This is a genomic window from Halomonas sp. SSL-5 (assembly GCF_030708455.1).
GTDB lineage: Bacteria > Pseudomonadota > Gammaproteobacteria > Pseudomonadales > Halomonadaceae > Halomonas.
Genome location: NZ_JAUYWF010000004.1, coordinates 88927 through 109716 on the forward strand (window position 1 = coordinate 88927; position 20790 = coordinate 109716).

Sequence of the window (20790 nt, forward strand, 5' to 3'; positions counted from 1 at the left end):
ATTCTGTAAGGCAGAACGACGTTCTTCAGGGTGAAAAGCTAGAGGGCGTCACGCGGGCCGTCAACGGTGCGCGGGCGAATTACGACCAAAGTTAGAGAGAGGGGGTTGTCCCCAGGGAGTCGCTTCAGTATGGCCCAGGATCGCGTGGAGGCCGTCGAACGGGCCTTGACGGTGCTGGAGGCGTTCGACGCCGACCGTCCCGCCATGAGCCTCGCCGAGCTGGCCCAGGCCACCGGTTTCTACAAGAGCACCCTGCTGCGACTGCTGGGGTCGCTTGCGCGCTTCGACTATGTGCGCCGCGACGCCGACGGCCTCTGGCAGCTGGGCGAGACGCCTGCCCGCCTGGCCCGCCGCCAGGACCCGGTAAAACTGCTCGCCGCCCGCATCCAGCCGCTGCTCGACCGGCTGGCCGCCCGCCTCGGCGAAACCGCGTCGCTGCTGGAGCAGGCGGGAGGTCAGATCGAGTGTCGGCTGGCGGCACTTCCCGCCAGCGCCCTGCGCCATGACCTGCGCCCCGGCGTCACCTGGCACCCGGCCACCCGCGGCTCACCCTGCCCCGCGCTTGTCGGCGGCGTGATGGTCGTCCACCCGCTGCCGGGGTCACCTTCGCGCTGGCTGGCGCTCTCCGGCCCCGAGGGACGCCTGGTCATCGCCGATGCGACCCGGGCCCTGGCCGACGCCAGCCGCAACCTGGAAGCTCCGGCCGGAGACGTGGTCGAGGAGCTGATGTCATGAAACTGCTGCTGGTGGAAGACGATGCCCTGCTGGCCGACTCGCTGCTGGTCCTGCTGCGCGACCACGGCCACCGGGTCGAACACCTGCCCCGCGGTGACGCGGCGCTGGCGCGGCTAGCGGATCACGAACACGGCGTCGACCTGGTATTGCTCGACCTCAACCTGCCCGGCGCCGGTGGCCTCGAGGTGCTGGAGGCGCTGCGCCGACACGACCGTGAGACCCCGGTGCTGGTGCTGACCGCGCGTGGCGCCGTGGAGGATCGCGTGCGCGGCCTGGACCTGGGGGCCGACGACTACCTGGCCAAGCCCTTCGCCCTCGACGAGCTGGAGGCCCGGGTCCGTGCCCTGCTCAGGCGCCACGCCCGCGCCACCCGCCTGACCCTGGGGCCCCTCGAGTTCGACGCCACCACCCTCGGCTTCACCATCGACGGCGTCCCCTTCCCCCTTCCACCCCGCGAACAGCGTCTGCTGGCCTGTCTGCTGCGCCACGCCGGCGAACCCGTGGAGAAGGCGCGCCTCGCCGAGGAGGCCTTCGGCGGCGAACCACTGGGCGACAACGCCATCGAGGTCTATGTGCACCGGCTGCGCAAGCGCCTGCCCGGAGAGCGACTGGCCCTCAGGACGGTGCGCGGCCTGGGCTACCTGCTGGAAGCCGGGCCGTGAACCCTGCCGGCAGCCTCTACGGGCGCCTGCTGGCCTGGCTGACCCTGCCGCTGTTGACGCTGGGTGCCCTGCTGCTGCTGCAGGCCTGGCTCGAGGCCCGCGCCACCGCCGACCGTGCCTATGATCGCCTGCTCGACGCCGCCACCCTGGCGATCGCCGAACAGGTGCAGTGGCAGGACGAACGTCTCTGGCTCGACCTGCCACCAGCCGCCCTGGAGATGCTGGCGGGTGACGCCCAGGAGCGGGTCTTCTACTCCCTGGTGGATCAGCAGGGCCGCCACATCACCGGCAATGCCAGGCTGCCCGCGCATCCCGGCGAGAACGCGTCCAGCGGCGATACCCTGCTCTACCGCGATATCGAATGGCGCGGCATGGCCCTGCGCCAGGGCATCCGTCGCACGCGTCTCGAGGACTGGCGCAGCGGGGAGCGATTCGAGGTCCGGGTTGCCCACACCCGCGAAGGACGCAACGCCCTGCGCCTCGAGCTGCTGCGCAGCAACCTGGCCGGCATCCTCGCCATGGGGGCGCTGGCCGTGGCCACCCTCCTGCTGGCGGTGCGAGCGGCGCTGAAACCGCTGACCCGATTACGTCACGCCATCCGCGCCCGGGATCCGCGCACCCTGACGTCGCTCGACCTGGACCTGCCGCGGGAACTCGCCGAACTGCGCGAGGCGCTGAATGAACTGCTCGCGCGCATGCGCCGGGTGCGAGCCAACCAGGAGCGCTTCATCGGCGATGCCTCGCATCAGCTGCGCACGCCCCTGGCGGGCATCTCGGCACGTGCCGAACTGGCCCTGCGTCGCCAGGAACCCGAGGAGTGGCGCGCCGCCCTGGAAACGGTTCACTCCACCAGCGAGCGGACCGCCCGGCTGGCCATGCAACTGCTCTCGCTGACCCGGCTCGACAACCCCGAATACCGCCCCGAGCTGCATCCCCTCGACCTCAACCACTGCGTGCGCCAGGCGGTGCGCGACCACTGGGTGGCCTGCCACCAGGCGAGCATCGACCTGGGCGCCGACTGCCTGGCAGCGCCGCTGCGCGTAGCGGCGAGCGAGTGGCAGCTCCAGGAGGCCCTGGCCAACCTCATCGACAATTCACGCCGCTATGGTGCTCGCCGCATCACCCTGGGCGTCCTGAGCGCCCCTCCCCGCCTCTTCGTCGAGGATGACGGGCCAGGCATCCCGGCCGAGCGACGCCTGCTGGTCCTGCGCCCCTTTCATCGCGGACGCGACGACGGTGAAGGCTCGGGGCTGGGGCTCGCCATCGTCGACGGCATCGCCCGCAACCACGGCGCCCGACTGAGTCTCGGCGAGAGCGGGTCGGGGCATGGGCTACGGGTGGAGCTGCGGTTTCCGGAGGCCCTGACATGAAGCCCCCCCTCGCCCGCCTGGCGCTTCTCGGCGCCCTCTGCCTGTTGCCGACGCTCGCCTGCGCTGAGCAGCTCCTGCGGCTGCCCGCCGACACGGATGCCGGGGCCGCCCGCCCGCTGGTGATTCATGCCGCTCTGGACCTGCCCCAGGCGCGCCCGCTGTTGGAAGCCTTCCATCGCCGTCACCCCGGCATCGACCTGACCTATCGCAACCTCACCACCCTCGAACTTCACGAGCGCTTCCTCGCGCACCCCGACGAGGTCGACGTGCTGATCTCCTCGGCCATGCCCTGGCAGTTCGCGCTGGCCAACGAAGGCCATGCCCGACCACTCGACAGCCCGCGCCTCGAGGCCTGGCCGGCCTGGGCACGCTGGCGCGATGAACTGGTCGCCTTCACCTTCGAGCCCATCGTCATGGTGATTCACCGCGAACTGGCAGCGATTGCCAAGCCACCCCGTAACCATGCCGAACTGCTGGCGCTGCTGAATACCCATCGCCAGGCACTGGCGGGACGGGTGGCCAGCTATGACCCGGTGCGCAGCGGGGCAGGCTATGCCTATGCCATGGAGGAGTCGCGACTCTCGCCGCGCTACTGGGACCTGGTGGCCGCGCTGGGCGGCGTCGAGGCCGAGCTGGTGGAGACCACCGGGGCGATGCTCGACGGCCTGAAGGAGGGCCGCTTCCTGATCGGCTACAACCTGCTGGGCAGCTATGCCGCCCCCATCGTGGCGGCTGCCCCGGACCTCGAGATGATCATTCCCGATGACTACGCCCTGGTCAGCCAGCGCCTGGCCTTCGTGCCCCGCCGCGCGCCAAACCCTGAAGACGCGGGCCTGTTCATGGACTTCCTGATAAGCATGGAGGGCCAACGCACGCTGGCCGAGGAGACCTCGCTGGGGGCCATTCACCCCGCATTGACCGGCCCGGGCACCGCCACCGAACTGCGCGAGCGACTCGGCGACGCCCTGCGTCCGCCGGGCCTGGGGCCCAGCCTGCTTGCCGGCCTCGACCGCCTCAAGCGCCAGGCGTTGCTGGCTCGTTGGCAGCGCGAGTTTCGCCGCTCGCTCGCCGATGCCGAACGCGACGCCCTCGACTAGCCGCGACGCTCGGCGGTCTCCCAGCCGGCGGTGCCAGCCCGGGCGGGCTCGAACCACGCCAGGCGGTCATGCAGCGCCACCACGCCACCGACGATGATCAGGGTGGGCGGCTTGACGCTGACCCCGGCAAGCTCCCCCGGCAGGCTGGCAAGGCTCGCCCGGTGCACCCGCTGGCGGGCGGTGGAGCCCTGCTCGATCAGTGCCACCGGCGTCTCGCCGGGCAGGCCGTGGGCGACCAGCTGACGACAGATCTCGGGCAGGCCGTGCAGGCCCATGTAGAAGACCAGGGTCTGGCCTCGGCTCGCCAGCGCCGGCCAGTCGAGATCGGCGCTGCCGTTCTTGAGGTGGCCGGTGATGAAACGCACCGACTGGGCGTGGTCGCGGTGGGTGAGCGGGATCCCGGCGTAGGCGGCGCAGCCCGAGGCGGCGGTGATGCCGGGGATCACCTCGAAGTCGACGCCGGCTCCCGCCAGGCTCTCGAGCTCCTCGCCGCCGCGCCCGAAGATGAAGGGATCACCGCCCTTGAGGCGCACCACCCGCTTGCCCTGGCGTGCCCAGTCGACCAGCGCCTGGTTGATCTCGGCCTGAGGCAGGCTGTGGAAGGAGCGTGCCTTGCCGACATACAGCCGCCGGGCGGCGGGATTGGCCATGGCCAGCACCTCGGGGCTCACCAGGCGATCGTGGAGGATGACCTCGGCCACCTCGAGGCGCCGCAGCGCCTTGAGGGTCAACAGCTCCGGGTCGCCGGGGCCCGCACCCACCAGGCTGACCATGCCCCGCGGCTCGGCTTGCCGCGGGGCGTCCCCTTGCGGGTCTCTGTCGGCACTCATTCGACTCCCTCCCGTGTTCCGGCATTATCCGTCAGGATGAGGCGCAGCCTGGGGCTGGCCAGCTCTCCCACCAGGGTGAAGATCAGCAGCAGCCCCAGCAGGATGGGCCAGTGTGCAGCGAACGCCACGGACATGATGCCCAGGGCATCCACGAAGATTACCAGGATCCCCAGCGGACTGACGTAGCGCACCATGAACAGCCACAGGGCATGCCAGGCCGAGGTCAGCGCCAGCTCCTCGCGGAGCGGTGCCGCGCGCAGCACGAAACCGACCAGCAGCGCCGTGCCCAGGCCGCCCAGCGGCATCATCCAGCGCGAGGTGAGATAGTCGAGCCAGTCGAACAAATGGCGGCCGGCCAGGGTCCAGTCGGCACCGACGTTGAAGGAGAGCATCGCCAGGGTGCTGATCACCCACAGCACGCCCCCCGCTGCCCAGGCCGCGGTGCGACGCGAGAGCCCCTGGCGGTCGCACAGCCAGGAGACGGTGGCCTCGACCATGGAGATCGATGAGGTCAGCGCCGCCATGGAGAGCATGACGAAGAACAGCACACCGAACAGGGTGCCCAGGGGCATGGCCTGGAAGGCCAGGGGCAGGCTCATGAAGATCAGCCCCGGGCCCTCGCCGGGATCCATGCCGTTGGCGAAGATGGCCGGGAAGATCGCCAGCCCCGCCATCAGCGCCACCAGGGTGTCGGCCACCGCCACCGTCAGTGAGGTGCGCGCGATGGAGGCGCCTGCCGGCAGGTAGCTGCCATAGGTGAGGATCGCACCGGAGGCCAGCGACAGGGTGAAGAAGGCGTGGCCCAGGGCCGCCAGCAGGCCCTCGCTGGAGAGCGAGCCGGCGTCGAAGACGAACATGAAGCGCAGGGCGTCGGCGAAGCCGCCGGAGAACACGCCGTACAGGATCAGCACCAGCAGCATCACCACCATGCCGGGCATCATCCAGCCGACACTCTTCTCGATGCCGCCCTGCACGCCCTTGCCGACGATCACCATGGTGACCACCGTCACCAGGGTGCTCCAGGCCCCCAGGTTCAAGGGGCTTGCGTTGTTGGCCGCGAAGATCGCCACCATGTCGTCGACGCTGCCGCCGGTCAGGCCGCCGCTGAGCATCTTCCACAGGTAGGCAAAGGACCAGCCGGCCACCACCACATAGAAGCACAGGATCAGGAAGCCACAGAGCATCGCCATCCAGCCCAGCAGCGACCAGGCCGCCGAGCGCCCCGACTCGGCGGCCACTCGGCGGACCGCATCGATGGGGCTGCCCCGGCCGCGCCGACCCAGGGCGATCTCGGCCATCATCACCGGCACCCCCAGCGCCAGGATGCAGACGAGATAGACCAGCACGAAGGCGCCGCCGCCATACTCGCCGGTCATGTAGGGAAACTTCCAGATATTGCCCAGGCCCACCGCCGAGCCGGTAGCCGCCAGCACGAAGCCCCAGCGGCCCAGCCACTGGATACGGGGTTGTGTCGTCGTCATCTTGTGCCCGTCGGTTGAGGAGTCGCTGCCACGCCGCGTGGCAATACTAAAGCCGCATATTGTGCCGGATTTTTCCCTCGCTGACAGGCTCGACTATGCTCAATGGACGAGACCTCTGGACTCGGAGCCTGTCATGACCAGCAACCCTCGGATCGGCCCCATCGCCCTGCCCGACACTCGAGCGCGCCGCGTCTTCCAGGAACTGCTCGAGGGTTCCGGCGTCACCCTCAACGGCGATGCCCCCCAGGATCTGCGCATCTACCACCCCGACTTCTTCTCGCGGGTGCTGCATCAGGGCACCCTGGGCCTCGGCGAGGCCTACATGGACGGCTGGTGGGAGTGCGAGCGCATCGACGAGATGGCCTGCCGGCTGCTGCGCCACGGCCTAGCCGAGCGCGCCCATACCCCATCGGAGCGGTTGATGTATCGCCTGCAGGCCGGCTTCTTCAACCTGCAGAGCAGGGCCCGGGCCTATATCGTCGGCGAGGCCCACTACGATCTGGGCAACGACCTCTTCGAGCGCATGCTCGACCCCACCATGTGCTACTCCTGTGGTTACTGGAAGGAGGCAGATACCCTGCACCAGGCTCAGGTCGCCAAGCTGGAGCTCGCCTGTCGCAAGCTCGCACTGGTGCCGGGCATGCGCGTGCTGGATATCGGCTGCGGCTGGGGCAGCTTCGCCGAACACGCCGCCCGTCACCACGGCGTCGAGGTGACCGGCATCACCATCTCCCGGGAGCAGGCGGCACTGGCCCGCGAGCGCTGCGCAGGCCTGCCGGTGACCATCGAGCTGATGGACTACCGCGACCTGGAGGGCCGCTTCGACCGCGTCGTCTCCATCGGCATGTTCGAGCATGTCGGCCATCGCAACTACCCCACCTACTTCGCCACCGTGGAGCGGCTGCTGGAGGCCGAGGGACTCTTCCTGCTGCATACCATCGGCTCCAACCACTCCGAGATCACCGCCGACCCCTGGATCAACAAGTACATCTTCCCCAACGGCGTGCTGCCTTCGGTCATGCAGATCGCTCGTGCCAGCGAGCCGCACCTGCTGATGGAGGATTGGCAGAACTTCGGCCCCGACTATGACCACACCCTGATGGCCTGGCTGGCCAACGTGGACGCCCGCTGGCCCGAGATCGCCCACCGCTACAACGAGCGTACCCGGCGCATGTTCCGCTACTACCTCGCCGTATGTGCCGGTGCCTTCCGGGCCCGCCACCTGCAGCTGTGGCAGGTGGTCTTCTCCCGGGACCGCGCCCAGCGCTATGATGCGCCGCGTTGAACCATACCCCCCTCACACCTGTCACTGCGGCTGGGGCCTTCTCCCCTGAGCGCGCCCGGCGCCATGATGCGACGCGTTGCAGATGCCTGTTCCCTGATATGAATCAGGAAACGATAAATTGTCGGTGATCGCCTACATCGTACGACGGAGAACCGTCAACGCACGGCGACCCGGAATACGGGTAAACTGGCCCCATGGCCGGCCGCAGAGCCGCGCCCAACATAACCAGAACACCACCTGTACGCAGCAGGACACTGAAAAAGGAACCCCGCATGACGTCGACGACAGTCATGCCGGGCGGGAGAGATGTCGACACCATGGCCATCGACCGGCTGCCTGGGGTCGTCTTCCAGCTGCACCGCCGTCATGACGGGCGGCTACATTTCCCCTACCTGGCCGGCGGCGGCGTCCGCCTGATCGGCATCGCCCCGGAGCGTCTCGCCCGGGACGCCCGCCCCGCCATGGAGCGCCTGGCGGATGACGACTACCCGCGCCTGATGGCCGCGCTGGAACGCTCGATGCACTGGCTGACGCCGCTCAGCACCCGTTTCCGGCTGCCCCTCAAGGGGCGCGGCGTGCGCTGGGTCGCCCTGCGCGCCCAGCCCACCCCCACCGACGAAGGCGTGCTGTGGCACGGCATGATGATGGACATCACCGAACAGGTCACCGAGGAGGCGCGCCTGCGCCGGCTCTCCGACACCGACGACCTCACGGGCGTGGCCAACCGTCGCCGCCTGATGGCACGCCTGGAAGAGGCGGTATCACTCAGCAATCGGCATGCCACCCCGCTGTCGCTGCTGATCCTGGATATCGACCATTTCAAGGCCATCAACGACACCCACGGCCACCTGCAGGGCGACGAGGTGCTGCGCGCAGTGGCGCACCTGTGCCGGGCGACCCTGCGGGAGGAGGACCTGGTGGCGCGCATGGGCGGCGAGGAGTTCGCCCTGCTGCTGCCGCTGACGCCTCGCCACCGGGCACTGAGCCTAGCCGAACGCCTGTGTCGGATCATCGAGGGCCATGACTTCGACGTGGACAGCCGTATCACGGTCAGCATCGGCGTCGCCGAGCATCGCATCGGCGGCAGCCACCTCCAGCTGATCGAGCGCGCCGACCGTCAGCTCTACGCGGCCAAGGGGGAGGGCCGCAACCAGGCCATGGCCGACGCCTGAGCGGGGACGACGAGCCGAGGCGAAGCGCCTATACTGGACATTCATCCATTAAAAAGTTGTGCCCGACCATGATCGACGAGACCCTCCAGCGCGTCTTCGGCTACCCCGATTTCCGCCCCGGCCAACGCCCGGTGATCGAAGCCGTGGTGGCCGGGCGCTCGGCGGCGGCCATCTTCCCCACCGGCTCGGGCAAGTCGCTCTGCTACCAACTGCCCGCCCTGCACCTGCCCCACCTCACCCTGGTGATCTCGCCGCTGCTGGCGCTGATGCAGGACCAGCTCGCCTTCCTCGAGCGCCACGGCATCCGGGCCGCCAGCATCGATTCAGGGCAGAGCCGCGAGGAGGCCGCCGCGGTGATGGCCGGCGTCGAGCGCGGCGAGATCCGCATCCTGATGATCTCGGTGGAGCGCCTCAAGAACGAGCGCTTTCGCGCCTTCATCCGCCGGGTGCCGATCTCGCTGATGGTGGTCGACGAGGCCCACTGCATCTCCGAATGGGGCCACAACTTCCGCCCCGACTACCTCAAGCTCCCCGACTACCAGCGCGAATTCGGCATCCCCCAGGCGCTGCTGCTCACCGCCACGGCCACTCCGCGGGTGATCGACGACATGCGCGAACGCTTCGCTATCTCGGCGGATGACGTCACGGCCACCGGCTTCTACCGCGAGAACCTGGACCTGACCGTGGCCCCGGTGGCCGCAGGCGCCCGCCCCCGGGCCCTGGCCGCCTGGCTCAAACAGCGACGCAGCGGCCAGGTCCCCTTCCCCACCATCGTCTACGTCACCCTCCAGCAGACCGCCGAGCGCCTGGCCGCCTACCTGGCCAAGGCCGGCATCGCCGCCACCGCTTACCATGCGGGGCTCGAGGCCGGCAAGCGCGAGGCGATCCAGCGCGACTTCATGGCCGGACAGACGGACTGCATCGTCGCCACCATCGCCTTCGGCATGGGCATCGACAAGGCCGATATCCGCGCCGTGGTGCACTTCGACCTGCCCAAGTCCATCGAGAACTACAGCCAGGAGATAGGCCGGGCGGGCCGGGACGGCCAATCTTCGGAGTGCCTGATGCTGGCCGGCCGCGACACCCTCGGCGTGCTGGAGACCTTCGTCTACGGCGACACCCCGGAGCAGCACGGCATCCGCCGGGTGATCGACGAGCTGCGCGCCGCCGGGCCGCGCTGGGAGCTGACCCTCAACGCCCTTTCGCAATATGCCAATATCCGGCCGCTGCCGCTCAAGACCCTGCTGGTGCAGCTCGAGCTGCGCGGCATCATCCAGCCCCGCCACGCTTACTTCGCCGACTACCGCTTCAAGCTGCTCGGGGAGCCCGAGGCCCTGGTGGCCCGCTTCAAGGGGGAGCGCCAGGCCTTCGTCCAGGCGATCCTCGACGCGGCCAGCAAGGCCCGCACCTGGCACGAGCTGGACTTCGCCGCCTTGGAGGCCCTGGGCCGGGAGCGGGGCCTCGATACCACCCGCAGCCGGGTGATCACCGCCCTGGACTACTTCGTCGACAAGGGCTGGATCGAACTGCAGAGCCGCCAGCTCACCGAGGTCTACGAGGTCATGCAGGCCGAGTTCGCCCCCCTGGCGCTGACCGGGGAGCTCCACGCCTACTTTCACGACAAGGAGGCCGCCGAGATCGCCCGATTGCACGCCATGCTCGAGCTCTTCGAGAGCGAGCGCTGCCTGAGCCGCCGCCTGGCCGAGTGGTTCGGCGACGACCGGGCACCGGTGCGCTGCGGTCACTGCTCGGCCTGCCGCGGCCAGCCCGCCCGGCTGCCCCAGGGGCCCGAGCGCGCCCCGCTGGAGGGCCGCTCCCCCGGGGAGCTGCTCGGCGAGCTCGAGACCCGCCTGGCCCAACAGGGCGAGGGCCACCCCGCCACGCCGGACCTGCTGGCCCGCTTCCTCTGCGGCATCACCACCCCGCTCTTCACTCGGCTCAAGGCGCGGCAACTGTCGGGCTTCGGTGCCCTGGAAGGTACCCCCTACGCCGAGGTGCGCGAGTGGCTGGCCGTGCATGGCGCGAGTGATTCAGCGCAGTAGCCCCCGGCGCTGCAGGGCGCGCATCAGCAGGTGAACGGGCAGGAAGAGCAGCAGCGGCCAGAGCCCCATCAGCGCGACCAGGTAGAGCAGCGGGTCCACCAGGGCCTGGGGCTCGCTGCCGAAGGGGCCCCGGGTCCAGTTGACGTTGCGCGAGGGGTCGGTGAGCAGGAAGCTGACCGGGATCACCAGCCAGGTGAGCCCCGTCTGCCAGGCCAGGGCCCGCCGGTCATAGCCCAGCCGCCAGACCGAGAGCCCCGCCACCGCCGGCAGGATCAGGTGGTAGAGCGAGAGCAGCCGGGTCAGCAGCGGCTCCTCGCCGTCGAACATGTACTCGGTGCCGCCGATGGGGTGCCAGCCGGTCAGCGCAGCGGTCCCCACGTCCAGCGCCCACAGCGTCCCGACCAGGGCCACCGCCAGCCACTGCGTGGAGAGCAGCAGGCGGCTCTCGCGCCACAGTCCCACCAGGATCAGGAAGTTGGCCAGGTTACACAGCCAGAAGTAGTTCTGGGGACCCAGCAGCACCCAGAAGGTAGGCGCCCAACCGGCGATCCACGCCGTGAAGGCCAGCTTCAGCCAGAGAGGAAGTGAGGCGTTTGAGGTATCGGGCATTCCAACTCCCGTCAGGCATGAGGCATGCCTCCTGAGCGTGGCAGCGGCTGACATGTGCTGCCAGCGCTTGACGCCTCGCGCCCCCTGCACGACCTTTCGGAGTGAATCCCCGACCCAGGAGACGACCATGAGCCAGCTTTCCAGAGAGGCCTGTGAGGCCTGCCGCGTCGGCGCCCCGACGGTCACCGAGGAGGAAATGACGTCGTTCGGCGCCGAGGTGCCCGAGTGGCGGATCGTCGGGCGCGATGGCATCATGAAGCTTGAACGAACCTTCACGTTCAAGGATTTCGTGCAGGCCCTGGACTTCACCAACCGCGTCGGCGAACTCGCCGAGCAGGCCGACCACCATCCCGCGATCCTCACCGAATACGGCAAGGTGACCGTGACCTGGTGGTCCCACAAGATCAAGGGGCTGCACAGGAATGATTACATTCTTGCCGCCAGAACCGACGAGGTAGAGAAATAAATGTTCGAACACATTGAGCGGGTTCCCGGGGATGCCATCCTCGGTCTGATCGAGGCCTTCAAGAAGGACACCAATCCTCAGAAGGTCGATCTCGGCGTCGGCGTCTACAAGGATGCCCAGGGCAATACCCCGGTGATGCGCGCCGTCAAGGAAGCCGAGGCCCTGCTGCTCAAGAACGAGACCACCAAGACCTACATCGGCTCCCACGGGGCGCCGGAGTATGGCGCGGTGATCCTGCCCATGGTGCTGGGCGAGGGCTCGCCGGTGCTCGAGGCCGGTCGCGCCAGCGCCACCCAGTCTCCGGGCGGCACCGGTGCCCTGCGCCTGGCGGCGGACTTCATCGCCAAGAAGCTGCCCGGCAAGGGCATCTGGGTCTCCGATCCCACCTGGCCCAACCATCACGGCATCTTCACCGCCGCGGGCATCGAGCTGCACAAGTACCCCTACGTGGACGCCGACAACCGCCTCGACTTCGACGGCATGCTGGCGGCCCTCAAGCAGATCCCCGAAGGCGACGTCGTGGTGCTGCACGCCTGCTGCCACAACCCCACCGGCTTCGACCTCTCCCGCGAGCAGTGGCAGACCGTGCTCGAGGTGGTCCGCGAGCGCCAGCTGCTGCCGCTGATCGACTTCGCCTACCAGGGCTTCGGCGAGGGCCTGGACGAGGACGCCTATGCGGTGCGCCTGATGGCCGAGAACCTCGACGAGGTGATCATCACCAGTTCCTGCTCCAAGAACTTCGGCATCTACTGCGAGCGCACCGGCTGCCTCGTCATGGTGGCCAAGGACGCCGAGCAGATGGAGAACGTGCGCTCGCAGATCGCCATCGTCGCTCGGGAGAACTACTCCAACCCGCCGGCCCACGGCGGGGCCATCGTCAGCGAGATCCTGCACTCCTCCGAGCTCGCCGCCGTGTGGCGCGAGGAGCTCACCGAGATGCGCGACCGCATCAACACCCTGCGTCGCGACTTCGTCAAGGCTCTCAAGCCCTACGGCCTGGACCAGAAGTATGCGCACATTGCCGAGCAGCGCGGCATGTTCAGCTACACCGGCCTGACCCCCGAGCAGGTCGACCGCCTGCGCGACGAGTTCGGCATCTACATGGTGCGCTCCGGCCGCGCCAACGTGGCGGGCTTCTCCCACGAGAACCTGCCCTACCTGGCCAAGGCCGTCGCCGCGGTCAACTGATCGGCGCCACGCCGCCAGCCAAGACGCCCGGGCCCTGCCCGGGCGTCTGCGTTTCGGGTAGAATCCCCAGCCTTCGACATCCATCGACTCCATTGCCGCCGGGGCCCGGGGCGCCGCGTGGCGCCCGTGGAACGGCCAGGATTGACCACTCAGTCAGGTTACAACCAGACTGCCTCTTGGCCTTGTTCCAATAACCCGACAACCAAGAGGCTTTCCCATGGCGGCTCCCTCCCAGCACCAGCCGGTGCACTACCCCTGGTACAAGAAGGAGGACACCGACGCCTTCTTCGCGCTGTTCCAGAACAACATCGCCAACTTCGTGATCATCGCCATAACCATGCTGGGCATGGAGTTTCCGGCCTCGATCGTCTTCGGCCAGGTACTGCCCGGCGCCGCCGTGGCGGTGATGGTGGGCAACTTCTACTACGCCTGGAGCGCGGCACGCCTGGCCCGCAAGGAGAACCGCGCCGACGTCACCGCCCTCTCCTACGGCATCTCGACCCCGGTGATGTTCGTCTTCCTGTTCGGCGTGCTGCTGCCCGCCAAGCAACTGACCGGCGATGCCGAACTGGCCTGGAAGGTGGCGGTGGCCGCCTGCTTCATCAGCGGCGCCATCGAGGCGGCCATCAGCCTGATCGGTCGCTGGGTGCAATACCACCTGCCCCGGGCCGCCATGCTCGGCGCGGTGGCCGGCGTGGCGCTGACCTTCATCGCCGGCGAGATGCTCTTCAAGACCCTGGAGATTCCGGTGATCGGCCTGCTGGTGCTGGCGATCATCATCGTCGGCCTGGTGGCCCGGGTCAGCATGCCCCTGCGCCTGCCCACCTCGCTGTTCGCCATCGTGGTGGGCACCGCCATGGCCTACCTGATCGGCGACGCCGGTGGCGAGCGCTTCAGCGATGCCTTCACCCATCTGGGCTTCTACCCGCTGCTGCCCAACCTGGCCTGGTTCGAGGGCCTGGGGCTGCTGTTCACCGGCATGCTGGCGGTACTCACCGTGGTGCTGCCCATCACGCTGTATAACGCCATCGAGACCATGAACAACGTCGAGGCCATGGAGGCCGCCGGCGACAAGTACGACGTTCGCGAGTGCCAGGCGGTGGACGGCGTGGGCACCATGCTCGGCGCCCTGTTCGGTGGGGTCTTCCCGACCACCGTCTATATCGCCACCGTGGGCGCCAAGTGGATGGGCGCCGGCCGCGGCTACAGCATCCTCAACGGCGCCGTCTATGCCATCGCCACCATGTTCGGACTGATCGCCGCCCTGGCCGCCATCATCCCGGTGTCGGTGGTGGCGCCGATCCTGGTGTTCGTCGGCATGTCGATGATCGCCACCGCCTTCCAGTCCAACGACACCCGCTACTACCCGGCGGTGGCCCTGGCCATGCTGCCCTACTTCGCCAACTACGTGATGACCCGCTTCAACCGCGCCGCCGAGGAGACGGTGGCCGGCATCTCCAGCGGCGTGGTGCCCCTGGGCCAGGGCGCCATGTTCACGGCGATCTTCCTCGGGGCCATGACGGTGGCCGTGATCGACCATCAGTTCCGCCGCGCCGCCGCCTTCGCCGCCGTGGCCGCGGGCTTCTCCTTCGTGGGGCTGATGCACGCGCCCAAGCTCGCCCTCAATGCCGCCGGCGACTACACCCTGGGTTACCTGGTGATGGGCGGGCTGTTCCTCTACTTCGCCTGGCAGGAGCGCCGCCAGGCGGCGAGCGATCCCGCCACCCGGTCGCGCTGAGCGGCGTCACACACGGCACACACGACTCGCCCCGCCGATTGGCGGGGCGAGTCGTTCAGGGCTGCCGAGCACCTCGGCGACGCATCACTTCCAGAAATCGCGGATCGAGGCGACCCCCTGGGCCCCCACGGCGCGGGCATGGTTGGCATCGAAGCGGGTCATGCCACCCAGCGCAAAGACCGGCATGGCGGCGCGCTCCACCAGCTCCTGGAAGTCGTGCCAGCCCACCGGCGGCACGTCGGGATGCGACGGCGTGGTACGCAGCGGCGAGAGGGTCACGAAGTCGCAGCCCAGCCTTGCGGCCTGGACGAGCTGCGCGCGATCGTGGGTGGAGGCGGCGAGCCACTTGCCCTCGGCGATGGGACGCCGCTCCAGTTGCATCAGCCGCTCGCTGGTCAGGTGGATGCCATCGGCATCCACCGACTCGAGCAGCTCGGGTTCCCCGTTGAGCAGCAGACGCGCGCCATGCTGGCGACAACGCGCCAGGGCGGACTCCGCACGGGCCAGGTAGGCGGTTTCATCCAGCTGCTTGGCCCGCAGCTGCACCAGGCGTACGCCATCCTCCACCAGGGCGCGCTCGAGGCGCTGGTCAAACAGCCCATCGTCCTCCTCCTCGCCGGAGATGAGGTACTCGGTGGGCAGCATCACCGCGCGCAGGATCGGCAGGTTGGCCGCCGGGAAGGGATAGTTGACCAGATCCTTCATCGGCACCCAGCGCACCGCTTGCCCCTCGCGGCCGAAGGGCTCACCGGAGAATTCATGGACCTGCCACACATCGAGCAGGATATGCTTGTCGGGATACTCGTGGTGGATGCGAATCAGCGGCTGAGCACGCCGGATCTCGATACCCAGCTCCTCGTGGAGCTCGCGCTTGAGCCCACCCAGGCCCGTCTCGTAAGGGGCCAGCTTGCCACCGGGAAACTCCCAGAGCCCACCATGATCGACGTTACTGGGCCGGCGCGCGATCAGCACCTCGCGCCCATCGGCGCTGATGATGGCCGCCGCCGCCACGTGCACCCTTCTCTTCACCATTGCGTTCATTCACCCTTCCAACGTGTCCGCGCACGGCGGCGCGGGGTCTGTGTCTGACCGGATGTCCCGGATCTGGCAGTATGCCGACGCTCAGCTGCGGTAGTCGGCATTGATGCTGACATAGTCATGGGAGAGGTCGGTGGTCCACACCGTGGCCCCCTCCCCTCCGCGGTCGAGCGCGATGCGGATGGGAATCTCCTCGCGCCCCATCACCGCGCTGCCGGCCTCCTCGGTATAGCCCGGGGCACGCCCGCCCCCTTCCACCAGGCGCACCTCGCCCAGGTCGATGGTCACCCGGGACACATCGAAGTCGGCCACCGGCGCACGCCCCACCGCGGCGAGTATCCGCCCCCAGTTGGCATCCGAGGCGTAGAGCGCCGTCTTGACCAGCGGCGAGTTGGCCACCGTGAAGGCCACGTCGAGTGCCTCCTGCCGACTGGTAGCACCGTCGACCTGCAGGGTCACGAACTTGGTGGCGCCTTCACCGTCACGAATGATCGCCTGGGCCAGCTCGGTCATCACCCGCTGCAGGCCGTTGCGGAAGATGGCGATCGCCTCCTCGCCTTCCACCTGCGGGCCGCGCTGGGTGCTGATCAGCACGCAGGCGTCGTTGGTGGAGGTGTCACCATCCACGGTGATGCAGTTGAAGGAGCGCTCGACGGTCTCGCGCAGCAGCCCGTCGAGGAGCTCCTGCTCGAGGCTCGCATCGGTGGCCACGAAGGCCAGCATGGTGGCCATGTTGGGCTGGATCATCCCCGAGCCCTTGGCGATGCCGTTGATGACCACCCGCTCCCCGGCAATCTCCAGGGTGACGCTGGCGCCCTTGGCGCGGGTATCGGTAGTCAGGATGCCCTCGCCGGCCTGGTGCCAAGCCTCGGCACCTTCGTCGAGGCTGTCGAGTGCGGCCGGCAGGCCCCCCAGCAGCCGCTCCATGGGCAGCGGCTCACCGATCACCCCGGTGGAGAATGGCAGAACGGCGCGTGCGTCGACCCCGGCCAGGCGGGCCAGTTCGGCGCAGCTGGCACGTGCGTCACGCAACCCGATCTCGCCGGTTCCGGCATTGGCGTTGCCGGTGTTGATCACCAGGTAGCGCGGCGCCTCACCGCTCGCCAGATGATCCCGGGCCACCGTCACCGGGGCCGCGCAGAAGGCATTGCGAGTGAAGGCGCCCGCCATGCGGGCCCCCTCGGGACTCTCGATCACTACCAGGTCGCGGCGGCCAGGCTTCTTGATCCCCGCCATGGCGGTGCCCAGTCGCACGCCGGGAATGGCCGGCATCTCGGGAAATATTGCGTCACCCACTGCCATCGTCTCGTCTCCTCTGGGGTTGGCCGAAGGCCAGGTTCAGCTCAGCTTGCCGCAGCACTGCTTGTACTTCTTTCCCGAACCGCAGGGACAGGGGTCGTTGCGGCCCACCTTGGGCCCTTCGCGACGCACCGGACGCCCATCGGCTCCCGGCGCCACCGACGCCTCTCCGCCTTCCTCCCGGGCGGTGTCGGGGGCATCGTGGCGACTCGCCGCGGTAGCCTTCTCGCGCTCCAGGGCCTCGCGGCGCTGACGCTCCAACTCCTCGACCTCCTCGGGACGGCGCACCTGCACATGGCTGAGGATACGCGTGACGTCGGCCTTGATATTGGCCAGCAGGTTCTGGAACAGCTCGAAGGCCTCGCGCTTGTACTCCTGCTTGGGGTTCTTCTGGGCGTAGCCGCGAAGGTGGATGCCCCGGCGCAGGTGGTCCATGGACTGCAGGTGCTCCTTCCAGCGGGTATCCAGCACCTGCAGCATCACCTGCTTCTCGAAGCGACGCATCAGCTCGGCGCCGGCCTGCTCCACCTTGGCCTCGTAGGCCTCGCGGTGCAGGGTCTGCAGGCGCTCGCGCAGCTGCTCCTCGTGGAAGCGCTCGTCCTCCTCGGCCCACTGCAGCAACGGTGCATCCAGGTTGAATTCGGACTTGAGGTAGTCCTGAAGCCCGGCCAGGTCCCACTGCTCGGGCAGGCTCTGGGGCGGCACGAAGTCGCTGATGGCGAGGTCCATGACCTCCTCGCGGATGCCGGCCACCGCCGCGGCGATCTCCTCGGCGGCGAGCACCTCGTTGCGCTGTTCGTAGATCACGCGACGCTGGTCATTGGCCACGTCGTCATACTCGAGCAGTTGCTTGCGGATATCGAAGTTGCGACTCTCGACCTTCTTCTGGGCCCGCTCTACGGCATTCGAGACCATCTTGTGCTCGATCGCCTCGCCGTGCTCCAGGCCCAACGCCTTCATCATGCGTTGTACCCGGTCGGAGCCGAACAGCCGCATCAGGCTGTCCTCCAGCGACAGGAAGAAGCGGGTCGAACCCGGGTCGCCCTGGCGGCCGGCGCGGCCGCGCAACTGGTTGTCGATGCGCCGCGACTCGTGGCGCTCGGAGCCGACCACGTGCAGGCCGCCGGCCTCGAGCACCGCCTCATGGCGGGCCTGCCACTCGGCCTTGAGCTGCTCGATCTGAGCGGCACTGGCGTTCTCCAGCTTGGCCGCCTCGGCCTCCCAGTTGCCGCCCAGCACGATATCGGTACCGCGGCCGGCCATGTTGGTGGCGATGGTGATGGCCCCCGGACGGCCGGCCTGGGCGATGATCTCGGCCTCGCTCTGGTGCTGTTTGGCGTTGAGCACGTTGAACTTGAGGCCGCCCTTCTTCATCAGGTTGGCCAGGTACTCGGAGGTCTCGATGGAAGCGGTACCCACCAGCACCGGCCTGCCCGCCTCGGTCTCGGCCTTGACGTCCTCGATGATCGCCTCGAACTTCTCCTCGGCGGTGAGATAGACCAGGTCGTTGAGGTCGCGGCGAACCAGCGGCTTGTTGGTGGGAATCACCACCACGTCGAGGCCGTAGATCTGACGGAACTCGAAGGCCTCGGTGTCGGCGGTGCCGGTCATGCCCGCCAGCTTGTCGTAGAGGCGGAAGTAGTTCTGGAAGGTGGTGGAGGCGAGTGTCTGGCTCTCGCGCTGCACGGCCACGCCCTCCTTGGCCTCGACCGCCTGGTGCAGGCCCTCGGACCAGCGCCGGCCGGGCATGGTGCGGCCGGTGTGCTCGTCGACGATCACCACCTGGCCGTCGCTGACGATATAGTCGACGTCCCTGTGGTAGAGGTGACGGGCACGCAGCGCCGAGTGCATATGCTGCAGCAGGTTGAGGTTCTGGGCGGCGTAGAGGGAGTCCTCCTCGCCCAGCAGCCCCTGCTCGCGCATCAGGTCCTCGATCTTGTGGTGGCCATTTTCGGTGATCTCCACCTGCTTGTGCTTCTCGTCCAGGGTGAAGTCGCCCTCTACCGGGGCATCGGCATCTTCCGATACCTCCCCCTGGACCAGATGCACCGACAACCGGTCGACTACCCGATAGAGCTCGGTATTCTCGTCCACGGCCCCGGAGATGATCAGCGGCGTGCGCGCCTCGTCGATCAGGATCGAGTCCACCTCGTCGACGATGGCGTAGTGCAGGCCTCGCTGAACCTTGTCCTCCAGGGAGAAGGCCATGTTGTCACGCAGGTAGTCGAAACCGAACTCGTTGTTGGTGCCGTAGGTGATGTCGCAGGCGTAGGCGGCACGCTTCTCCTCGGGTGTCTGACCGGCGTAGATGACGCCGACGCTGAGCCCGACAAACTCGTAGAGGGGACGCATCCACTGGGCGTCACGTCGCGCCAGGTAGTCGTTGACGGTCACCACATGCACCCCCTTGCCGGGCAGGGCGTTGAGATAGACCGCCAGGGTCGCCACCAGGGTCTTGCCCTCGCCGGTCTTCATCTCCGCGATGCGACCATTGTGCAGGGTCATCCCACCGACCATCTGGACGTCGAAGTGGCGCATGCCCATGACCCGCTTGCTGGCCTCGCGCACCGTGGCGAAGGCCTCGGGCAGCAGGGCATCCAGTGCCTCGCCGCCCTCGAGGCGCTCGCGAAAGGCGTCGGTAAGCGCCTTGAGGGCCGCATCGTCGAGCCCTTCGAGCTCGTTCTCGAGAACATTGACGCGTTCGACCTGGCGGCCCATGCGCTTGACTTCGCGGTCGTTCTTGGAGCCGACGACCTTGCGTAACAGGGAATTGATCATGAAGTGTCCGTCATCTGCGTATGGCGTAGCGCCAACCGCCCGGGGCGGCCGGCCATGTTCAGGATGTCAGCTTGCCCACGCAGGGGGGAGGACCACGGCGGGTCAGGACGTCATGGGCGGCGGTGGCCTGCCCCATTGCCACGCACAGGAGCGCGGACGAGTCGCCGCGAAGTGCCACTCTGGCCCGCCGCATCAACGGCCAGCCCCGCCTCCGGCGGCGCGCCTTGAGGCGCGAGCTGGCGCGAATCAGGGCCGGGGCCAGGATGCACACCTGCACCAACCGCTCGGCCTGTCGCGTGAGATCGCCCTGGGCAAGGCCCGCGGGCAGCAGGCACCCCACCAGCAGGCCGGCCAGCCACCAGCGTGCGTGACGCCGCGAAGGAACGGGCCTGGCGGGTGTGGCAGGCGAGTGGCTGAGGGTCACGGCCATGCTGTCAGGGGCTCCCGGGCGTGCTAGTCTGACGGGCGCTGCAGGCCCATCGCGTTCATCGTCTGGCCCGCCTGGCGCGGGACGAGAGAGTCAAGCCCATGAGTATAAAGGTTAAGCGCTTTCGCGCCCAGCCCATGTCCCGGCTGCTGGGCGGGCGCGGCGAACTCGGCTCGCTGATGCGCATGGCGCGGCTGATCGATCTCGCCCAGACACACCTGCGTGCCCACCTGCCCGCGGAGCTTGCCGAGCACCTGCACGTCGGCGGCTTCCGCGACGGCCGACTGACCCTGATCGCCGACGGCGCCGCCTGGCTGACCCGGCTGCGCTACGAACAGCCGCGACTGCTGGAACTGCTGCACGAACTCCCCGGCTTCCAGGCGGTACGGGGATTCAATCTGAAGGTCAGGCCAGTGCGCCCACCCAAGGCGCCGCTGCGCCAGGTCCGACATCTGCCGGCCCGAGCCGCCGACGAGATCTCCAGCTGTGCCGCCGACACCGAGGACCCCCGGCTTCGCGAAGCCCTCGAGCGACTGGCGTCCCATGCCGAACGGGAGGACGAGCCGTAAGCTG

18 protein-coding genes are annotated in these 20790 nt (G+C 68.4%); 11 read left to right on the plus strand and 7 right to left on the minus strand.

All coding sequences use genetic code 11. The features are described 5' to 3' along the window. Positions 1-129: 129 nt before the first annotated feature. Genes RAN53_RS05710 through RAN53_RS05725 form a run of 4 tightly spaced genes read left to right on the plus strand, consistent with a single transcriptional unit; the run spans position 130 to position 3864 of the window. On the plus strand, positions 130-735 hold the full coding sequence (locus RAN53_RS05710) for a helix-turn-helix domain-containing protein (RefSeq protein WP_305795855.1): 606 nt from the start codon (positions 130-132) through the stop codon (positions 733-735). Next, positions 732-1397: a response regulator transcription factor gene (locus RAN53_RS05715; protein ID WP_305795856.1), complete on the plus strand. Its 666-nt coding sequence runs from the start codon at positions 732-734 to the stop codon at positions 1395-1397. Before RAN53_RS05710 ends, RAN53_RS05715 begins: the two co-directional genes overlap by 4 nt. Next, positions 1394-2767 carry a sensor histidine kinase gene (locus RAN53_RS05720; RefSeq protein ID WP_305795857.1) on the plus strand — a complete coding sequence of 458 codons (1374 nt, stop codon included), beginning with the start codon at positions 1394-1396 and terminating at the stop codon, positions 2765-2767. The genes RAN53_RS05715 and RAN53_RS05720 overlap by 4 nt, the downstream gene beginning before the upstream one ends. Beyond that, positions 2764-3864, plus strand: a complete 1101-nt coding sequence (locus RAN53_RS05725; protein ID WP_305795858.1) for an ABC transporter substrate-binding protein — start codon at positions 2764-2766, stop codon at positions 3862-3864. Before RAN53_RS05720 ends, RAN53_RS05725 begins: the two co-directional genes overlap by 4 nt. Here the strand turns inward: RAN53_RS05725 and cobA are convergent. Next, positions 3861-4694, minus strand: coding sequence for a uroporphyrinogen-III C-methyltransferase (cobA, locus tag RAN53_RS05730; protein WP_305795859.1), 834 nt, complete (start codon positions 4692-4694; stop codon positions 3861-3863). The genes RAN53_RS05725 and cobA overlap by 4 nt on opposite strands. Next, on the minus strand, positions 4691-6175 hold the full coding sequence (locus RAN53_RS05735) for a sodium-dependent transporter (RefSeq protein WP_305795860.1): 1485 nt from the start codon (positions 6173-6175) through the stop codon (positions 4691-4693). Before RAN53_RS05735 ends, cobA begins: the two co-directional genes overlap by 4 nt. A 133-nt stretch (positions 6176-6308) precedes the next feature. On the opposite strand from RAN53_RS05735, the gene cfa reads away from it, so the two are divergent. The 3 genes from cfa (at position 6309) to RAN53_RS05750 (ending at position 10674) form a co-directional block, all read left to right on the plus strand. After that, on the plus strand, positions 6309-7460 hold the full coding sequence (gene cfa / locus RAN53_RS05740; RefSeq protein WP_305795861.1) for a cyclopropane fatty acyl phospholipid synthase: 1152 nt from the start codon (positions 6309-6311) through the stop codon (positions 7458-7460). A gap of 272 nt (positions 7461-7732) precedes the next feature. Further along, positions 7733-8632, plus strand: coding sequence for a GGDEF domain-containing protein (locus RAN53_RS05745; protein ID WP_305795862.1), 900 nt, complete (start codon positions 7733-7735; stop codon positions 8630-8632). Between the two features lie 68 nt (positions 8633-8700). Further along, complete coding sequence (locus RAN53_RS05750; RefSeq protein WP_305795863.1) at positions 8701-10674, plus strand: ATP-dependent DNA helicase RecQ; 1974 nt, start codon at positions 8701-8703, stop codon at positions 10672-10674. Here the strand turns inward: RAN53_RS05750 and RAN53_RS05755 are convergent. Next, a complete protein-coding gene (locus RAN53_RS05755) occupies positions 10663-11283 on the minus strand; it encodes a hypothetical protein (protein WP_305795864.1) in 621 nt (206 codons plus the stop codon). The genes RAN53_RS05750 and RAN53_RS05755 overlap by 12 nt on opposite strands. Positions 11284-11410: 127 nt before the next feature. Between RAN53_RS05755 and RAN53_RS05760 the strand changes: the two genes are divergently transcribed. The 3 genes from RAN53_RS05760 to RAN53_RS05770 all read left to right on the plus strand — a co-directional run bounded on the left by RAN53_RS05760 (position 11411) and on the right by RAN53_RS05770 (position 14675). Continuing rightward, positions 11411-11749 carry a 4a-hydroxytetrahydrobiopterin dehydratase gene (locus RAN53_RS05760; RefSeq protein ID WP_305795865.1) on the plus strand — a complete coding sequence of 113 codons (339 nt, stop codon included), beginning with the start codon at positions 11411-11413 and terminating at the stop codon, positions 11747-11749. Then, positions 11750-12937, plus strand: coding sequence for an aromatic amino acid transaminase (locus tag RAN53_RS05765; RefSeq protein ID WP_305795866.1), 1188 nt, complete (start codon positions 11750-11752; stop codon positions 12935-12937). It begins immediately after the preceding gene. A 217-nt stretch (positions 12938-13154) separates the two neighbouring features. Next, positions 13155-14675: an NCS2 family permease gene (locus RAN53_RS05770; protein WP_305795867.1), complete on the plus strand. Its 1521-nt coding sequence runs from the start codon at positions 13155-13157 to the stop codon at positions 14673-14675. A gap of 84 nt (positions 14676-14759) precedes the next feature. On the opposite strand, the gene RAN53_RS05775 is transcribed toward RAN53_RS05770, so the two are convergent. The 4 genes from RAN53_RS05775 to RAN53_RS05790 form a co-directional block, all read right to left on the minus strand. Then, positions 14760-15707, minus strand: coding sequence for a Nudix family hydrolase (locus RAN53_RS05775; protein ID WP_305796074.1), 948 nt, complete (start codon positions 15705-15707; stop codon positions 14760-14762). A 90-nt stretch (positions 15708-15797) separates the two neighbouring features. Further along, complete coding sequence (gene argJ, locus RAN53_RS05780) at positions 15798-17015, minus strand: bifunctional glutamate N-acetyltransferase/amino-acid acetyltransferase ArgJ (RefSeq protein WP_305795868.1); 1218 nt, start codon at positions 17013-17015, stop codon at positions 15798-15800. A gap of 36 nt (positions 17016-17051) precedes the next feature. Further along, the gene (secA, locus tag RAN53_RS05785) at positions 17052-19790 is read right to left on the minus strand and encodes a preprotein translocase subunit SecA (RefSeq protein ID WP_305795869.1); all 2739 of its coding nucleotides are present in this window, start codon (positions 19788-19790) and stop codon (positions 17052-17054) included. 58 nt (positions 19791-19848) lie between these two features. After that, positions 19849-20220, minus strand: coding sequence for a hypothetical protein (locus tag RAN53_RS05790; protein ID WP_305795870.1), 372 nt, complete (start codon positions 20218-20220; stop codon positions 19849-19851). Positions 20221-20318: 98 nt separating this feature from the next. On the opposite strand from RAN53_RS05790, the gene RAN53_RS05795 reads away from it, so the two are divergent. Next, positions 20319-20786: a DUF721 domain-containing protein gene (locus RAN53_RS05795; RefSeq protein ID WP_305795871.1), complete on the plus strand. Its 468-nt coding sequence runs from the start codon at positions 20319-20321 to the stop codon at positions 20784-20786. The last annotated feature ends 4 nt before the right edge of the window (positions 20787-20790 follow it).

Excerpts from the sequence above, each read along its gene's own strand:
- RAN53_RS05710 (WP_305795855.1), top strand. The coding sequence starts at position 130 with ATGGCCCAGGATCGCGTGGAGGCCGTCGAACGGGCCTTGACGGTGCTG.
- RAN53_RS05715 (WP_305795856.1), top strand. The coding sequence starts at position 732 with ATGAAACTGCTGCTGGTGGAAGACGATGCCCTGCTGGCCGACTCGCTG.
- RAN53_RS05725 (WP_305795858.1), top strand. The coding sequence starts at position 2,764 with ATGAAGCCCCCCCTCGCCCGCCTGGCGCTTCTCGGCGCCCTCTGCCTG.
- cobA (WP_305795859.1), bottom strand. The coding sequence starts at position 4,694 with ATGAGTGCCGACAGAGACCCGCAAGGGGACGCCCCGCGGCAAGCCGAG.
- RAN53_RS05735 (WP_305795860.1), bottom strand. The coding sequence starts at position 6,175 with ATGACGACGACACAACCCCGTATCCAGTGGCTGGGCCGCTGGGGCTTC.
- cfa (WP_305795861.1), top strand. The coding sequence starts at position 6,309 with ATGACCAGCAACCCTCGGATCGGCCCCATCGCCCTGCCCGACACTCGA.
- RAN53_RS05745 (WP_305795862.1), top strand. The coding sequence starts at position 7,733 with ATGACGTCGACGACAGTCATGCCGGGCGGGAGAGATGTCGACACCATG.
- RAN53_RS05750 (WP_305795863.1), top strand. The coding sequence starts at position 8,701 with ATGATCGACGAGACCCTCCAGCGCGTCTTCGGCTACCCCGATTTCCGC.
- RAN53_RS05755 (WP_305795864.1), bottom strand. The coding sequence starts at position 11,283 with ATGCCCGATACCTCAAACGCCTCACTTCCTCTCTGGCTGAAGCTGGCC.
- RAN53_RS05760 (WP_305795865.1), top strand. The coding sequence starts at position 11,411 with ATGAGCCAGCTTTCCAGAGAGGCCTGTGAGGCCTGCCGCGTCGGCGCC.
- RAN53_RS05765 (WP_305795866.1), top strand. The coding sequence starts at position 11,750 with ATGTTCGAACACATTGAGCGGGTTCCCGGGGATGCCATCCTCGGTCTG.
- RAN53_RS05770 (WP_305795867.1), top strand. The coding sequence starts at position 13,155 with ATGGCGGCTCCCTCCCAGCACCAGCCGGTGCACTACCCCTGGTACAAG.
- RAN53_RS05775 (WP_305796074.1), bottom strand. The coding sequence starts at position 15,707 with ATGGTGAAGAGAAGGGTGCACGTGGCGGCGGCGGCCATCATCAGCGCC.
- argJ (WP_305795868.1), bottom strand. The coding sequence starts at position 17,015 with ATGGCAGTGGGTGACGCAATATTTCCCGAGATGCCGGCCATTCCCGGC.
- secA (WP_305795869.1), bottom strand. The coding sequence starts at position 19,790 with ATGATCAATTCCCTGTTACGCAAGGTCGTCGGCTCCAAGAACGACCGC.
- RAN53_RS05790 (WP_305795870.1), bottom strand. The coding sequence starts at position 20,220 with ATGGCCGTGACCCTCAGCCACTCGCCTGCCACACCCGCCAGGCCCGTT.
- RAN53_RS05795 (WP_305795871.1), top strand. The coding sequence starts at position 20,319 with ATGAGTATAAAGGTTAAGCGCTTTCGCGCCCAGCCCATGTCCCGGCTG.